The organism is Ruegeria sp. HKCCA5929 (assembly GCF_013034525.1).
Taxonomy (GTDB): Bacteria; Pseudomonadota; Alphaproteobacteria; order Rhodobacterales; family Rhodobacteraceae; genus Ruegeria.
In genome coordinates, this window is sequence record NZ_WQGE01000001.1 from 522,072 (window position 1) to 536,404 (window position 14,333).

A 14,333-nucleotide genomic window follows, 5' to 3' on the forward strand; every position below is an offset into this window, starting at 1 on the left:
AGTTAGTTGAAACACTCAGTTGTAGTTCCTCAGGTAAGAACAGAATATCGTGTAATTTGTATTATGGTAATAATACAGAAGTAGCTTGTCTAACGTTACGCACACGTACACTGTTTCTGTACTGGCTTTAAGCGTTCAGGAACGTAAATGAACTTCAAAGATAAAACAGTTGTTGTAACAGGTGCCGCGCATGGCATTGGTCGTGGATTGGCCGAACGGTTTGCGCATGAAGGCGCGCGTGTTGTGTGTTCGGACATCAACCAAGACGGTGCACAATCTCTGGCAGCTCAGTTAAATGGACATGCGTTTCCCTGTGATGTTTCCAGCGAGGACCAAATCAAGGCGTTGATCGACTTTACCGAAGATACGGTCGGCTCAATCGATTTGTTCTGCGCAAATGCCGGAATTTTGACGCTAGGTGGAATCGAAACTGCGGATGAAGACTGGGACCGCATCTGGAAAATCAATGTGATGTCACATGTTTGGACAGCGCGACATCTGGTTCCCCGTATGATTGCGCGCGGCGGCGGATATATACTGACGACCGCCTCGGCTGCCGGTTTGCTAAATCAACCAGGCGCAGCTCCGTACGCTGTCAGTAAACACGCAGCTGTTGGATTTGCCGAATGGCTTGCGCTGACATACGGATCACAAGGTTTAAAAGTCTCGGTTTTGTGCCCGCAAGCTGTCCGTTCGAAGATGACCGAAGGACATGAAGTCTCGGTGGCGTCCATCGACGGAATGCTGGAACCCAGTGATGTCGCCGAAGCCTGTGTCAAAGCCATACAAGCCGAACAGTTTCTTGTACTGCCGCATCCACAAGTTCTGGATTACATGCAGCTCAAAACTGCGGACTATGACAGGTGGCTATCCGGAATGTCTAAGTTACATCAGAAGTTTAATAGCTAATTTTAGCGTTTGGGATGAGCCTTGCGCATCAACCCTTCCTGAGCGACAGATGCCACCAAAGTGCCATCTTCGGAGTAGATTGAGCCTCGATTAAAGCTGCGCCCCTGCCCGGTCCAAGGTGAGTCCATCACATAGAGATGCCAATTCTGAAACTGAACAGGTGCATGGAACCAAAGCGTGTGATCAAGACTCGCGCCATTGAATTCGCCGCTAAACCAACTCAGGCCATGGGGACGCAAGCCTGAAGACATGAGGTTCATGTCCGAGGCATAGGCCAGCAAAAGATGCTGCGTTTTCGCGTCGGCCGAAGCCGCTGCAGCCATACGAAACCAGGTCTGGTTCCGGTCGTCAGATACTTTTGGAGTAAACGGATCCAAAGGATCCACATCGCGCACCTCGATCGGGCGTTCACGCAATAATTCACCGCGCAAGCGCTCGGGCACACGGTCAACATAAGATTGCCGCAGCTCGGAGCGGGACGGGTAGGTTTCGGGTGCATTCACAGATGGCATTGGATGCTGATGGTCCCAACCTTCGTCCTGAACATGGAAGGACGCAGACATGTTCAGAATTTGTTTGCCGTGCTGAATGGCAACCACGCGACGCGTTGTGAAAGAACCTCCATCTCGCGCCCTATCAACCTGATAAATAACAGGTATTTCAGGATCGCCCGGTCGGATAAAATAGGCATGAAGAGAATGGCACAAGCGGTCTTCAACTGTCCGATACGCGGCTGCCAAAGCCTGTGCAATGACTTGTCCGCCAAAGATACGTGTCGGCGTTTCACCACCCGAACCCGTGCCTCGGAACAAATCAACTTCCAGTCGTTCAATATCCAGAAGATCCAGTAAGACACGTTCCGCTTCGGTCATCTTAAGCTCGTACAATTAGGTAATCGCGCTTTGGGTACCAGCCCGGTTGAGATCATTCAATCATGGCCGCATGAACCAGTGCCTTAAGTTCAGCACGGGATGGGTATGAGCTGGATGGCGACAACTGGGTGAAGAAAACTGCCGTCAGGTCGTTCTGCCAATCGATCCAGAAATAGGTCGAAGCCATGCCGCCCCAACTGAAATCCCCAATCGAACCGGGCACCCGGACACGTCCGGGATTCAATACAACCGACCCTGCAAGTCCAAAACCCATCCCTTCCATTGGTTGTTCAGCAAAACTTTTTGGCCCCATCGAGGCGATGTCCCCTGGCAAATGATTGCGCATCATGAACTCGATGGTCTTTGGCCCAAGCAGGCGCTGGCCGTTACCAATACCGCGATTACGCAGCATATCTGCGAACTTAGCGTAGTCATCAAGCGTCGAGATCAGCCCGCCACCACCTGAAAAGGTCGTGGTTTCGAAGAACGGTGATCCGGCACAACTATCGACCAGTCGCAGGCTGTCATCGCCTTGATTGGCTGAGTTCAGCGCCATGGCGTCCCCAGCAAGGGGTGTGTAGAGCGAGGCAAATCGGTCCCCTGCCCCAGATAACACCGAAAAACCGGTCTCGCGCATGCCCAACGGTTCAAAGATATGCTGTTCAAAGAACTGCGCTAGTGTCTGGCCAGAGACAACCTCGATCACCCGGCCCAGAACATCGGTGCCGACCGAGTATTCCCAGCGGGTGCCTGGTTGAAATGCCAGTGGAAGACTAGCCAAATCTTGCACGCGATCTGCCAGAAGTCCTTGATTTGGTTTGAACATGAGATTTTGCTCATCCATGGCTTCGGGCAGAATTCCAGGGTTGAACGGATAGCTGAAACCGCTGGTGTGCGTCAGCAACTGATGCAGAGTTGGTGCTGGGGTATCTTCGGTCTGATCTATGGATTTAGCTTCTGGAACAAGCGCTCGCATCTCTTTGAATTCAGGTAGGAAGTCGGACACTGGCGCGTCTAAATGAAACAGACCGCGTTCCACCAACATCATCAAGGCAACGGATGTAATCGGCTTTGTCATCGAATAGATGCGCACCAGCGTATCGCGCTCAAATGGCAGATCGTTTTCCACTGACCTGAGACCAGTTGCATGAAAGAACGCTTCGGACCCGTTTTGGCGCAATAAAAAGGACGATCCTGCGTACTTCCTTTGCTCGACATAGCTGTCCATCCAGACCCGAATTCGATCCAGGCGCGACTGATCAAACATCACTGGCTGCAGAGGCATGAGACCTTCTTTCATCCGATTAACTTCTTTGAGTGTGTCGGTTTGAAGCCTGAGTTAACAGCGAAAATTTAACTTACCCATGGTTTCGCCTCAGACGACGCAAGCTTGCCCTGCATTGAAGTGTTAGACTGCGGTTATCTCGGATTCGCAGTGTGATGATCCGAACAGAGCCCCGAAACGGATGGAAGGGATCACCATGACGCAAAGCATCGATTTCGTTTACGACTTTTGCAGCCCAAATGCCTTTCTGGCCCACAAAGTGCTGCCGGATCTGGCCGCGCAGCACGATGTTGAGATAAATTACGTTCCTGTACTTCTGCCGATCGTCTTTAAGGCGACCCACAATCAAAACCCATTTCAAGCGTTTTCGGAAAACCGACAGAAAACCGCCTATTTGACCCATGACCTTCATCGCTTTGCGCGGCGACGCGGGTTGAGTTTTCACATGAGCCCGCATTTCCCCATGAACACCAAATTCGCAATGCGCGGAGCTAATTTTGCGAAAGGTAAATCTTGGGAAACCAAATATATAAACGCGATTTTTGATGCGATTTGGGTGCATGGGCAAAAGGTCGACGAAATGGCGGTGCTTGTCGACATCTTGCATGAAAACGAATTGCCCGTGCGCAAAATCCGTGAAGCCATGACCGGCCCTGACGTCAAGCAAGACCTGAAAGATCAAACCAAGGCCAGTGTTCGCCGCGGCGTTTTTGGCGTGCCTACCGTGTTCGTCGGGACCGAGATGTTTTTTGGCAAGAACAGCCTGCCGAACGTAAAGGTAGAGTTAGAGAGAGCACAAAGCGATTGATTTCCAAGGCTTACACAGTCAATTGAATGTGCTTCGCAGCGCCTCCAGCCCGTGCCGCGCAAACAATGGAACATAGGCACCATATGCTTTGGCCCGCTCCGGGTCCGAGGCATTTCCGTCCAAAGCGCGCTTGTAGACGCCCTGCAAAATGCCGGCCATTCGAAAGAAGTTGAAAGCCAGGTAGAACCCGAAGTTGTCAATGCCCGGCAAACCCCGTCGCTTGCAATATTGGTCGACAAAATCCTGATCATTGGGCAGTCCCAGGCTGGCGCGATCTATCCCCGCCAGACCCCGCCCCTGTTTCCCCGGTGGCAGCTGCCATTGCATGATCACAGCGGCCAGATCCGCATATGGATGGCCAATTGTTGACAATTCCCAATCCAACACTCCAATGCAATCCGTGCCGTCCGGCGCGAACATCAGGTTGTCGATGCGATAATCCCCGTGCACCAAGGTGCGCTGCCCATCATCCGCGGGAACCGAGCGATCAAGCTCGGTTGCCAAAGCATCCATGTCTTCGATCACCGACGTCTCGGACGCGCGATATTGCTTGGTCCAACGCGATATCTGCCTCTCGTAGTAGTTACCAGCAGGTCCAAAATCGGACAGGCCGACAGCATCGATATCGACCATATGCAAACTGGCAAGCACCCGGTTCATTTCATTCAACACCGCAGTGCGGGTTTCGTTGCTTTCGCCTTGCAGGGTTGGTTCGGGAAAGATCCTGCCGTGCAAACGTTCCATCACGTAAAACGCTGAACCGATTACAGTGTCATCCTCGCACAACAGGAACATTTCAGGCACCGGAACCTGACTGCCTGACAGCGCGCGTAGCACTCTGAACTCGCGATCGACGGCATGGGCAGATTTCAGCAGCACACCCGGAGGTTTTCGCCGCAGCACATAGGCGGCTTCGGGCGTTCGAAGCTCAAATGTCGGGTTGGATTGCCCAACCGTGAATTTAGTTGCCTCCAACGGTCCTTTGTATCCTGAAAGATGCGCGCTGAGATACGTATCCACGGCAGCCAGATCGAGATTGGTGTCATTGCTCATGGCTTATCTTCCGATCACAAGGCTTCCGCAAAAATATTACCAGCCGTCACCACATTGATCCCGCCGGAAACCGGAATTACGGCTCCGGTCACATAGCTGCCGCCCCGGCCGCACAGAAACAGCATGCACCCTGCAATGTCTTCGTCACGTCCGACCCGGCCCAGCGGGACGGATTTGCCAACTTTGTCCCGTGTGGTCTCATCCGCTGTGGCAAACGCTGTCATCCGGGATACAAACGGCCCCGGTGCCAGTGCGTTGACGGTGATGTGGTATGGAGAAAGCTCTTTTGCCATGATCTTTGTCAGATGCAGAACCGCAGCTTTAGACGCCGAATAGCTATAGGCCCCGTCCCCCATGGGCACTTCACCCATCACAGACCCCACATTGACCACACGGGCGGGATCGTCGGCGGTACCTGACTTCATGAGTATTGGCAAAAGCCTTTGGGTCAGTTCGAATATCCCCGTCACATTGACAGACATCACCTTGTCCCAGGCGTCATAAGGAAACTGCCCCAGCGGCGCGCCCCACGACACACCCGAGTTATTCATAAGAATATCAAGTGTTTCTGTTCGCTTCTGAATGTCTGATACAAGGTTGGCTATACCTGCCTCGCTACCTATGTCGCCTGCAAAGCCCTCGGCGCGTCCCGACGCATCCAACGCGTTCAGCTCAGCCGCAACCTCGGCGCAGGCGTCCCCTTTGCGCGAGGCGATCAAAACGCGCGCGCCTGCTCGCACGAGCGCCTCGGCCGCCATACGCCCGATGCCTGTTGCGCCACCTGTGACAAGTGCGGTTTTGCCCTCAAGCGAAAATAGGGTGTCTGGCGTCATTCTGGTGCTCCTCACTCTCGTTGATGCCTGTCAGAGCTTGTCGTGATCCACCTGTTACCGTTACGGCAGGCGGCCGTCGTTCACGTTGACAAACTTTAAAGCGGCACCAAAACTTCACAATGACACGTTACAGGCAGAACAGAGGTCGTATGCAAGCATTACTCAGCGTCGCACCGGGCGGACCCGAAACACTAGAGCTGACCACCCTGCCCGACCCTCAACCAGGAAAAGGCCAACTTTTGGTTGCTGTTAAAGCTGCAGGTGTGAACTTTCCCGATACATTGATCATCCGGGACCTGTATCAGATTAAACCGCCACGCCCCTTTGCTCCCGGCGGTGAGATCGCAGGCGAAGTGCTGGCATTGGGCGAAAACGTAACTGGATTTGAAGTCGGCGATCGCATTCTTGCCCTGACGGGGCATGATGGTTTTGCGACCCACGCGACGATCCGGGCGGACACCGCCATCAAAATTCCTGAGAGCATGCCGTATGAAGACGCTGCTTGTTTCATTTTCACCTATGGCACCTCCTATCACGCACTTAAAGACCGGGCTGACCTAAAGACCGGCGAAACACTACTGGTGTTAGGCGCAGCCGGTGGTGTTGGATCTGCTGCCATTGAACTTGGCAAAGCTATGGGTGCCAAAGTGATCGCGGGCGTTTCATCGTCTGAAAAGGCCGCGTTTTGCCGCCAGATTGGAGCAGATGAGGTCATCATCTATCCGCATGATTTGGACAAAGACGCACAAAAGGCTTTTTCTGCCGAGGTTAAGAAAATCGCCGGACCCAATGGGGTGGATGTCGTTTATGACGCGGTTGGTGGTGCTCTGGCCGAACCATCCTTGCGCTGCATGGCGTGGAACGGGCGCTATCTTGTGGTTGGATTTCCGGCAGGCATTCCCAAAATCCCCCTAAATCTGCCTTTGCTGAAAGGATGCCAGATCGTGGGCGTCTTTTGGGGTGCGTACGTTTTCCGCGACCCCAAGGGCCATGCCCGGAATATTTCTGATCTGTTTGCCCTTCATGGATCCGGGGCAATAAAACCCCGTATCAGTGCCCGGTTTCCCCTGGCACGCGCCTCTGAGGCGCTTGAGCAGATGTCACAGCGATCTGTGCTTGGAAAACTGGTCATAACGATGGAATGAGCTAAACCGAAAATACAGCTTTTGTACAAGTCTTGCACCAAAGCCGCAGGCGAAGCTTTGTTGTGTGAAGCCAGGTAGACAACCCGGCCGTTAGATGTCTATGAACCACTAATGGGGATTGTGAAGACATGCATAAAGTACTGGTATTAAACGGCCCAAACCTCAACTTGCTTGGCACGCGTCAACCTGAGGTCTACGGCAGCACAACTCTGCATATGATCGAAGAACAATGCGTGCAGCATGGCGCGTCTGTTGGGCTGGATGTCACGCATCTGCAATCCAACCACGAAGGTGTGTTGCTTGACGCAATCCATGCCGCGCGTGGCGTGCAATCAGGCCTTGTTCTGAACGCCGGTGCCTTTACACACACATCGATTGCGTTGATGGACGCGATAGCCTCGGTCGAACTGCCATTGGTTGAGGTACATCTTTCCAATATTCATGCCCGCGAACCGTTCCGGCACAAATCCTATATCGCGCCGGTTGCTCTGGGTCAGATCTGCGGGTTCGGTGCGAAAGGTTACATTCTGGCTCTGGATGCATTGGCTGCGCATTTGAAAGCAGGTGGCGCGGCATGACACTCAACGAATACCTGCGGTACGTCAGCTATACCAAGACCATGGAAGACCTGTGGGATGCGCATTGTCGTCAAATGGGCAAATTCGGGTTCGATCGCCTGATCTATGGATATACGGTCTATAGAACGGCGACGTCCTTAGGCGACCCTGAAGACTTTGTTATTCTTACCAATCACAAGCGCGCTTATGTGGACGGATTCCTGAAGGGCGGCCTTTATTTTCATGCTCCCATGTTGAAATGGGCATTGGACAATGAGGGCGCTGCCAGTTGGAAAATGATTCAGGACATGAACGCCAGCGGAACTTTGACGAACGAAGAACGCAGAGTGTTCGAGTTCAACAAGTCTATGGGTGTTGTGGCTGGCTACACAGTCAGTTTCAACTCTGTCTCCATGCGGTCCAAAGGCGCGATCTCACTTTCGGCCCAAAACGGGATGAGCCAGGAAGAAATCGACGCCGTCTGGCAAGAGCATGGCGAGGACATTCTATTGATGAACAACGTCGCGCATCTGAAAATTCTCACTTTGCCCTTCAACCCGCCAAACCGTGCTTTGACGAAACGGCAGCGAGAAGCTTTGCAATGGGTTGGCGACGGCAAAACCACACAAGACATCGCGTTGCTGATGGGGCTGACTTCTGCCACGGTTGAAAAGCACCTCCGACTCGCGCGCGAGGCATTGTCGGTCGAAACAACGGCACAAGCCGTTCTCAAGGCATCGCTACACAATCAGATGTTTATAATGGAAGCCTGACCGCTAGATTTTGACGCTATCCCGCGTCAGTTTACCCTAGGTAAGGAAATCACTACTTTTCAAATCCGGCGAAAAAGTTGCAAAGTGAGTGTGTTCCGTGAGTGGTGGCTTTAGCCAGGGAACATTCGATTGGATCTTTGCAATTTCAGAGCTCTCCGATCACTCTGACAAGGGGGCGCCTATTTGTCCGCGTACCTGTGTCGGAATTTTGGGGGGCCCCGACCATCCCCATCAAGCGGGGCCCTCCATTTCATCCTCAGACGACAAAAAAGCACACGTTCAGCGCGTCTTAATTTGCGCGAGCAAAAAAGGGCTACGCACAGCGTAACCCTTTCGTTTTGCAGAGATAAGGCCCCAAGTGGAGCCTTTCCCGATAACGTGCTTAGCCCTGAGCGGCCTTGGCAACTTCGGCTGCGAAGTCTTCTTTTTCGACCACGATGCCTTCGCCAACTTCCAGACGGATAAAGCCAGTGATGGTTGCGCCCGCTTCTTTGGCCGCTGCTTCAACGGTCAGGTCAGGGTTCACAACGAACGACTGGTTCAGCAGGGTCGATTCGGCGACGAATTTCTTCATACGGCCTTCGATCATCTTCTCGATCACCTGCTCCGGCTTGCCGGATTCGCGGGCGATGTCCATCTGAACCTGCTTTTCTTTTTCGACAACGGCCGGATCCATGTCGGCCTCAGACAGAGCAGCGGGGTTCACAGCTGCGATGTGCATCGCAACCTGCTTGCCGATGGCTTCGTCGCCGCCCGACAGCGCAACCAGAACGCCGATTTTGCCCATGCCGTTGGTGGCCGCATTGTGGACGTAAGACACAACAGTGTCGCCCGACAGTTTGGACATACGGCGTACCGACATGTTTTCGCCGATGGTGGCGATTTTGTCGGTGATGGTGTCTGCAACGGATTTTCCACCCAGATCAGCAGCCAGCAGAGCTTCGACGTTGTCGACGCCTTCAGCAGCGTAGGTGATCTTGCCAACCATTTCCTGGAACTCAGCGTTCTTCGCGACGAAGTCGGTTTCCGAGTTCACTTCGACAGCAACACCGTTGCCACCGTTCACGTGAACTGCAACCAGACCTTCTGCTGCGGTACGGCCCGATTTCTTGGCCGCTTTGGCCAGGCCCTTGGTGCGCAGCCAGTCAACGGCTTCGTCCATGTTGCCGCCGGTTTCGGTCAGCGCTTTTTTTGCGTCCATCATGCCTGCGCCGGTCGAGTCGCGCAGTTCTTTAACCATTGCTGCTGTGATTGCCATCTTTTGGCTCTCCTCAATTCAAACGGAATTGGGGCAGGTCTACCCTGCCCCATATGTCAATTACGTGACGGGCAGCTTACGCTTCAGCAGGTGTTTCTGCTTCGGCAGGCGCTTCTTCAGCAACGGCTTCTTCAACCGGTGCTTCTTCGAAGGCACCCAGATCAACGCCAGCAGCACCCATCTGAGCGGTCATACCGTCCAGAGCGGCACGTGCGGCCAGGTCGCAATACAGCGAGATTGCGCGCGCTGCGTCGTCGTTGCCGGGGATGATGTAGTCAACACCATCGGGCGAGCAGTTGGTGTCGACAACAGCCACAACCGGGATACCCAGCTTGTTGGCTTCGGCGATGGCCAGTGCTTCTTTTTTGACGTCGATGACGAACAGCAGGTCAGGAACGCCGCCCATCTCACGGATACCGCCCAGCGAAGCTTGCAGCTTGGCCTGGTCACGTTCCATGCCCAGACGCTCTTTCTTGGTCAGGCCTTCGGCGCCCGATTCCATGGCTTCGTCGATCTGGTTCAGACGGTTGATCGACTGGGAAACGGTTTTCCAGTTGGTCAGCGTGCCGCCCAGCCAGCGGTGGTTCATGTAGTACTGAGCCGACTTTTCAGCCGCTTCAGCAATCGGGCCAGCGGCCTGACGCTTGGTGCCAACAAACAGAACGCGGCCACCTTTGGCAACGGTGTCACGAACAGCCTGCAGCGCCTGGTCCAGCATCGGAACGGTCTGGGTCAGGTCCATGATGTGGATGCCATTGCGCGAGCCGTAGATGAACGGGCCCATGCGGGGATTCCAACGCTGTGTTTGGTGACCAAAGTGAACGCCAGCTTCCAGCAGCTGACGCATGGAGAACTCGGGAAGAGCCATGCTATTTTCCTTTTCCGGTTTACGCCTGGGCGGGGGTGAAAGAAGCGGATGCTCCAACCGGCGGTCTTGATGAGGATGTCTCCCTCAAAAAGCCCAAACCCCGCCTGTGGGTTTGAATGGCGCGCGTATACGGCAGGTTTTGATGCAGTGCAAGGGCCAATCGCCCTTATTTTTCAAGCAAAGCCAAAGCATGCGCGTGCCTGACCGCCTCCTCACAATGTGCCGCCAGTGCCTTTCGGTTTTCAAAATCACTGACCTTTGCCGGAGCGTGATAAATCAGTTCAACAGAACCTTGCCTGCGCGCCCCAAGTGTCTTGAGCAAATGCGGGCCGAACTCCATATCGCCCCACCAGCCGTAGAACCGTTTGGGTTGCCCTTTGGGCGCATGAAAAACAACCGAAACCGGTTGGATATACATGAAGTCGCGCAACTCATCTGCGAAGAACGCAGCGAAAAGCGTTGTTTTGAATGGCAAAACTCGCAATCCATCCGTCGAAGTGCCTTCGGGAAAGAACAACAGCTTGTGGCCCGCTTTCAGGCGGGTTTCGAACAGTTTGGTCTGTTCTTTGGCTTTTGCACGGTCCCGTTGGATGAACACGGTGCCGGTGGCGCGAGCCAACCATCCGATTCCGGGCCATTTCGCGACTTCGGCCTTAGACACAAAATAGACCCTCTTACGCGCGTTCAGGGCAAAGATGTCCAACCAAGAGGTATGATTGGCCACCACCGCCCCCTGCTCTTTCATCAACACGCCCGAGGTTCGGAACCCCATCCCAAGAATGCGAAATGCGTTACGGCACACAAATTGCGTGATGAAGGGCGTGACGGGTCTGCGCACCCCGCACAACGGATACTCAACCATTCGCACGGCCAAAAGCACGATCAAGCCACCAAAGACCAGAACGGCCAGAGGCAGTCCTCGAAGGATTACCAGCAGCCAACCAATCACTCCAAGGACGATCGGATCGGGTTCATCCTCACTGTTCCAAAGCGGATCGTTCACAGATGTCAGGCCCCGCTGTAGATACGGCGCTGTCGGTCGTTCATACGCGCAGTGTCGAGGATCAGGCACACATCGGTGGTGTTGAACTTATGATCGATAAAGGCGCCTTCACCCACAAAACCGCCAAGTCTCAGGTAAGCTTTGATCAAAGCAGGCACCTGAACCATGGCCGCCCGCCTGTCCAACGCGTCCTTAGCGACCAGATCCATGGATTGAAAAACGTCAGGCTGCGCGCGCACCCGCAATTCGGGCGGGGCCAGATGGTTGTGATGCAACATGGACAAAGGTTGTGCCAGCGTTGTGACGTCCGTGCCGTGAAAGCTTGCGACCCCGAACAGCACTTCGATCTCACGTTCCGTGACATAGGCCGCCAGCCCGTTCCAAAGATGATACATGGCGGTGCCACCACGATAGTCGGGATGCACACAGGATCGGCCCAGTTCCAGCAACTTGCGGCCACTGTTTTTCAAAACCGTCAGATCATATTCATCTTCTGAATAGAATTGGCCCACCTCTGCTGCACGTTCACCCGGTAACATCCTGTAAACGCCAATGATTTCGCCAGCGCCGTCGTCATAGGCCAACATGTGATCAAAATAGGGGTCAAACCGGTCTCTCTCTAACCCCGCCTCATGATCCACCAAATCGCCACCACCACCGAGTTCGCGCACAAAGACGTCATAACGCAGACGTTGCGCAGCCTGCAGCTCTGACTCGGTTTCGGCCAGCTTGACGGTAAAGGATGGGCCTGTATCCGGCATAATAGATGCGTCCGTTTTTCTTTTCGCCGCTGATACCGCAGTTGGCCAATCAAAGGCAACAACTGGCGGTTTGGTCAGAGTTGTTAACCTTTCCTAAACCAGTTTCACGGATCAAAGACCGGCATCAGGGCGATGCGCGTTCCGTCGATTACCACTTTCCCCTGCTCGCGAAAGTTCACGGTGATCTTGCCTGCGATGTTGGATTGAACCTGTCCAACGCCCCATTCGGGAAAATCCGGGTGGCGGACAAACATGCCCGGTGCAAGAATGGCATTCATGTCTGTCATGCGGGGCTCCTGAATCCGGCGGCAGATACAGCAGGAGGTACGCATGGGCGCTTCGGACGTCAACCTGGCCGACTTGATCGGCTCTAGGATCTGCCATGATCTGATCAGCCCGATTGGGGCCATCACCAACGGGCTTGAGCTGTTGGATATGCTTGGCGCTGTTCAAGGCCCCGAGATGGAGCTGATCTCGGGCAGTGTTGGCAGTGCGGGCGCGCGTATTCGCTTTTTCCGCGTGGCCTTTGGTTCGGCCAGCGACCAACCGCTCGGGCGGGCCGAAATCACCGAACTGCTGAATGACGTCGAACGTGCTGGGCGTGTGCGGGTAAACTGGAACCTGACCGAGCCCGTGCCGCGCAATCAGGTCAAACTGGCCTTTTTGGCATTGATGTGCTGCGAAAGCGCTATGCCTCTGGGGGGCACCGTCGACGTCACAAGTCAAGGCGCGAACTGGATTGTGACCGGTTCCGCCGACAAGCTGAATGTGGATAGCGACTTGTGGAAACACGTGGTCACAGGACGTTTCCCGAACAAACTGACGCCCGCGCAGGTACAGTTTGCCTTGTTGCCGGAAACAGCCAAGGCGATTGGACGGCGAGTCGCGGCAGAAACCACCGCAACACGCGTTTCGCTTAGGTTTTAAGCCCGGGTCGTTCCGTCCCCACGAACCAGATACTTGAAACTGGTCAGTTGCGCCGCACCCACCGGGCCGCGCGCGTGCATCTTGCCTGTGGCGATCCCAATTTCCGCGCCCATACCGAACTCACCGCCATCTGCAAACTGGGTGGAGGCATTGTGCATCAGGATAGCACTGTCGAGACGTTCAAAGAATCGGTCTGCCGCCGCATCGTCTTCGGTCATGATGCAATCGGTGTGGTTGGACCCGAATTTCCGGATATGGGCAATCGCCGCGTCAGTATCCTCAACGGGTTTCGCAGCAATCACACTATCAAGGAATTCCTTTCCCCAATCCTCTGACGTTGCGGCCTGTGCACCTTCGACTGCCAAAGCACCTTCGGCGTGAACCTCGACACCTGCGGCCAGCAGGGCCTCGATCACACTACGCCCCAGTGTTTCAACGACATCCTGATGGATCAGCAAACATTCGACGGCCCCGCAGATGCCGGTGCGACGGGTCTTTGCGTTAAGCACGACATCGAGCGTCTTTTGCGGATCAGCAGCTTTGTCGATGTAAATATGAACAATGCCTTCCAGATGAGCAAACACAGGGACACGGGCCTCGCGCTGCACCAGACCCACCAGCCCCTTGCCACCGCGCGGAACGATGACGTCGACATAATCGGTCAGCGTCAGCAATTCCTGCACTGCTGCGCGATCTCGTGTGGGTACCAATTGAATTGCATCCTCGGGCAGGTTGGCCGCTTTCAAACCTTCGACCAGGCATTCATGAATTGCAGCTGAAGAATGAAAACTCTCGGACCCACCGCGCAAGATGACGGCGTTGCCGGACTTCAGACACAGCGCACCGGCATCAGCGGTCACGTTGGGCCGGCTTTCATAGATCACGCCAATGACGCCCAAAGGCGTACGGACCCGCTGAATCTTCAATCCAGTGGGGCGCTCCCATTCGGCCAGAACCTCACCCACCGGGTCTGCCTGATCGGCCACGGTGCGCAGCCCGTCGACCATGCCCTGAATGCGGGTCTCATCCAGCATCAGCCGATCCATCATCGCCGGGCTCAGGCCCTTTTCACGGCCAAACTCCAGGTCTTTTTGGTTCGCTTCGATGATCTGTTCACGATTGGCCCAAACCGCATCCGCAGCGGCAATCAATGCAGCGTGTTTGCGCTCAGCGCTTGCAAACGCCAGATCACGCGAGGCCTCTTTGGCGCGTTTCCCAAGATCGGCCATCAGAGCGGGAATGCTGTCGAAATCTTTCATATCGCGTGCCTTTCAGGTCGTC

Annotated in this window: 16 protein-coding genes; 6 read left to right on the forward strand and 10 right to left on the reverse strand. The window is 54.6% G+C overall.

Going from position 1 to position 14,333, the window contains the following annotated elements:
* Positions 1–147: 147 nt before the first annotated feature.
* On the forward strand, positions 148–909 hold the full coding sequence (locus GOV90_RS02535) for an SDR family oxidoreductase (protein ID WP_171172810.1): 762 nt from the start codon (positions 148–150) through the stop codon (positions 907–909).
* A gap of 2 nt (positions 910–911) precedes the next feature.
* On the opposite strand, the gene GOV90_RS02540 is transcribed toward GOV90_RS02535, so the two are convergent.
* Both GOV90_RS02540 and GOV90_RS02545 read right to left on the reverse strand, forming a co-directional pair.
* Entirely contained in the window at positions 912–1,781 is an 870-nt protein-coding gene (locus GOV90_RS02540; RefSeq protein ID WP_171090050.1) for an acyl-CoA thioesterase II, read from the reverse strand.
* A 52-nt stretch (positions 1,782–1,833) separates the two neighbouring features.
* Positions 1,834–3,066, reverse strand: coding sequence for a serine hydrolase (locus tag GOV90_RS02545; protein ID WP_171091157.1), 1,233 nt, complete (start codon positions 3,064–3,066; stop codon positions 1,834–1,836).
* Positions 3,067–3,262: 196 nt separating this feature from the next.
* On the opposite strand from GOV90_RS02545, the gene GOV90_RS02550 reads away from it, so the two are divergent.
* Positions 3,263–3,874, forward strand: a complete 612-nt coding sequence (locus tag GOV90_RS02550) for a 2-hydroxychromene-2-carboxylate isomerase (protein WP_171090053.1) — start codon at positions 3,263–3,265, stop codon at positions 3,872–3,874.
* Between the two features lie 18 nt (positions 3,875–3,892).
* On the opposite strand, the gene GOV90_RS02555 is transcribed toward GOV90_RS02550, so the two are convergent.
* Positions 3,893–4,927 (reverse strand): phosphotransferase, encoded by a 1,035-nt coding sequence (locus GOV90_RS02555; RefSeq protein ID WP_171090055.1) that lies wholly within the window; start codon positions 4,925–4,927, stop codon positions 3,893–3,895.
* 14 nt (positions 4,928–4,941) lie between these two features.
* Complete coding sequence (locus tag GOV90_RS02560; RefSeq protein WP_171090058.1) at positions 4,942–5,760, reverse strand: SDR family oxidoreductase; 819 nt, start codon at positions 5,758–5,760, stop codon at positions 4,942–4,944.
* 149 nt (positions 5,761–5,909) lie between these two features.
* Between GOV90_RS02560 and GOV90_RS02565 the strand changes: the two genes are divergently transcribed.
* The 3 genes from GOV90_RS02565 (at position 5,910) to GOV90_RS02575 (ending at position 8,235) form a co-directional block, all read left to right on the forward strand.
* Positions 5,910–6,905: an NADPH:quinone oxidoreductase family protein gene (locus GOV90_RS02565; RefSeq protein ID WP_171090060.1), complete on the forward strand. Its 996-nt coding sequence runs from the start codon at positions 5,910–5,912 to the stop codon at positions 6,903–6,905.
* Between the two features lie 128 nt (positions 6,906–7,033).
* The gene (aroQ, locus tag GOV90_RS02570; protein ID WP_171090062.1) at positions 7,034–7,483 is read left to right on the forward strand and encodes a type II 3-dehydroquinate dehydratase; all 450 of its coding nucleotides are present in this window, start codon (positions 7,034–7,036) and stop codon (positions 7,481–7,483) included.
* Positions 7,480–8,235: an autoinducer binding domain-containing protein gene (locus GOV90_RS02575; protein WP_171090064.1), complete on the forward strand. Its 756-nt coding sequence runs from the start codon at positions 7,480–7,482 to the stop codon at positions 8,233–8,235. The genes aroQ and GOV90_RS02575 overlap by 4 nt, the downstream gene beginning before the upstream one ends.
* Positions 8,236–8,617: 382 nt before the next feature.
* On the opposite strand, the gene tsf is transcribed toward GOV90_RS02575, so the two are convergent.
* The 5 genes from tsf to GOV90_RS02600 all read right to left on the reverse strand — a co-directional run bounded on the left by tsf (position 8,618) and on the right by GOV90_RS02600 (position 12,412).
* Positions 8,618–9,493 (reverse strand): translation elongation factor Ts, encoded by an 876-nt coding sequence (gene tsf, locus GOV90_RS02580; RefSeq protein ID WP_171090066.1) that lies wholly within the window; start codon positions 9,491–9,493, stop codon positions 8,618–8,620.
* 76 nt (positions 9,494–9,569) lie between these two features.
* Positions 9,570–10,361: a 30S ribosomal protein S2 gene (rpsB, locus tag GOV90_RS02585; protein ID WP_171090068.1), complete on the reverse strand. Its 792-nt coding sequence runs from the start codon at positions 10,359–10,361 to the stop codon at positions 9,570–9,572.
* 166 nt (positions 10,362–10,527) lie between these two features.
* Positions 10,528–11,364, reverse strand: coding sequence for a lysophospholipid acyltransferase family protein (locus GOV90_RS02590; protein WP_171172811.1), 837 nt, complete (start codon positions 11,362–11,364; stop codon positions 10,528–10,530).
* A 5-nt stretch (positions 11,365–11,369) separates the two neighbouring features.
* Entirely contained in the window at positions 11,370–12,125 is a 756-nt protein-coding gene (locus tag GOV90_RS02595; RefSeq protein ID WP_171090072.1) for a GNAT family N-acetyltransferase, read from the reverse strand.
* Positions 12,126–12,229: 104 nt separating this feature from the next.
* Positions 12,230–12,412 carry a DUF3553 domain-containing protein gene (locus tag GOV90_RS02600; protein WP_050602459.1) on the reverse strand — a complete coding sequence of 61 codons (183 nt, stop codon included), beginning with the start codon at positions 12,410–12,412 and terminating at the stop codon, positions 12,230–12,232.
* 43 nt (positions 12,413–12,455) lie between these two features.
* Between GOV90_RS02600 and GOV90_RS02605 the strand changes: the two genes are divergently transcribed.
* Positions 12,456–13,052, forward strand: a complete 597-nt coding sequence (locus GOV90_RS02605) for a histidine phosphotransferase family protein (RefSeq protein ID WP_171090074.1) — start codon at positions 12,456–12,458, stop codon at positions 13,050–13,052.
* Here the strand turns inward: GOV90_RS02605 and GOV90_RS02610 are convergent.
* Positions 13,049–14,311 carry a glutamate-5-semialdehyde dehydrogenase gene (locus GOV90_RS02610; RefSeq protein WP_171090076.1) on the reverse strand — a complete coding sequence of 421 codons (1,263 nt, stop codon included), beginning with the start codon at positions 14,309–14,311 and terminating at the stop codon, positions 13,049–13,051. The genes GOV90_RS02605 and GOV90_RS02610 overlap by 4 nt on opposite strands.
* Between the last annotated feature and the right edge of the window lie 22 nt (positions 14,312–14,333).

What these genes read in the sequence shown, in the direction of transcription:
- GOV90_RS02535 (WP_171172810.1), top strand. Translation starts at nt 148, where the DNA reads ATGAACTTCAAAGATAAAACAGTTGTTGTAACAGGTGCCGCGCATGGC.
- GOV90_RS02540 (WP_171090050.1), bottom strand. Translation starts at nt 1,781, where the DNA reads ATGACCGAAGCGGAACGTGTCTTACTGGATCTTCTGGATATTGAACGA.
- GOV90_RS02545 (WP_171091157.1), bottom strand. Translation starts at nt 3,066, where the DNA reads ATGCCTCTGCAGCCAGTGATGTTTGATCAGTCGCGCCTGGATCGAATT.
- GOV90_RS02550 (WP_171090053.1), top strand. Translation starts at nt 3,263, where the DNA reads ATGACGCAAAGCATCGATTTCGTTTACGACTTTTGCAGCCCAAATGCC.
- GOV90_RS02555 (WP_171090055.1), bottom strand. Translation starts at nt 4,927, where the DNA reads ATGAGCAATGACACCAATCTCGATCTGGCTGCCGTGGATACGTATCTC.
- GOV90_RS02560 (WP_171090058.1), bottom strand. Translation starts at nt 5,760, where the DNA reads ATGACGCCAGACACCCTATTTTCGCTTGAGGGCAAAACCGCACTTGTC.
- GOV90_RS02565 (WP_171090060.1), top strand. Translation starts at nt 5,910, where the DNA reads ATGCAAGCATTACTCAGCGTCGCACCGGGCGGACCCGAAACACTAGAG.
- aroQ (WP_171090062.1), top strand. Translation starts at nt 7,034, where the DNA reads ATGCATAAAGTACTGGTATTAAACGGCCCAAACCTCAACTTGCTTGGC.
- GOV90_RS02575 (WP_171090064.1), top strand. Translation starts at nt 7,480, where the DNA reads ATGACACTCAACGAATACCTGCGGTACGTCAGCTATACCAAGACCATG.
- tsf (WP_171090066.1), bottom strand. Translation starts at nt 9,493, where the DNA reads ATGGCAATCACAGCAGCAATGGTTAAAGAACTGCGCGACTCGACCGGC.
- rpsB (WP_171090068.1), bottom strand. Translation starts at nt 10,361, where the DNA reads ATGGCTCTTCCCGAGTTCTCCATGCGTCAGCTGCTGGAAGCTGGCGTT.
- GOV90_RS02595 (WP_171090072.1), bottom strand. Translation starts at nt 12,125, where the DNA reads ATGCCGGATACAGGCCCATCCTTTACCGTCAAGCTGGCCGAAACCGAG.
- GOV90_RS02600 (WP_050602459.1), bottom strand. Translation starts at nt 12,412, where the DNA reads ATGACAGACATGAATGCCATTCTTGCACCGGGCATGTTTGTCCGCCAC.
- GOV90_RS02605 (WP_171090074.1), top strand. Translation starts at nt 12,456, where the DNA reads ATGGGCGCTTCGGACGTCAACCTGGCCGACTTGATCGGCTCTAGGATC.
- GOV90_RS02610 (WP_171090076.1), bottom strand. Translation starts at nt 14,311, where the DNA reads ATGAAAGATTTCGACAGCATTCCCGCTCTGATGGCCGATCTTGGGAAA.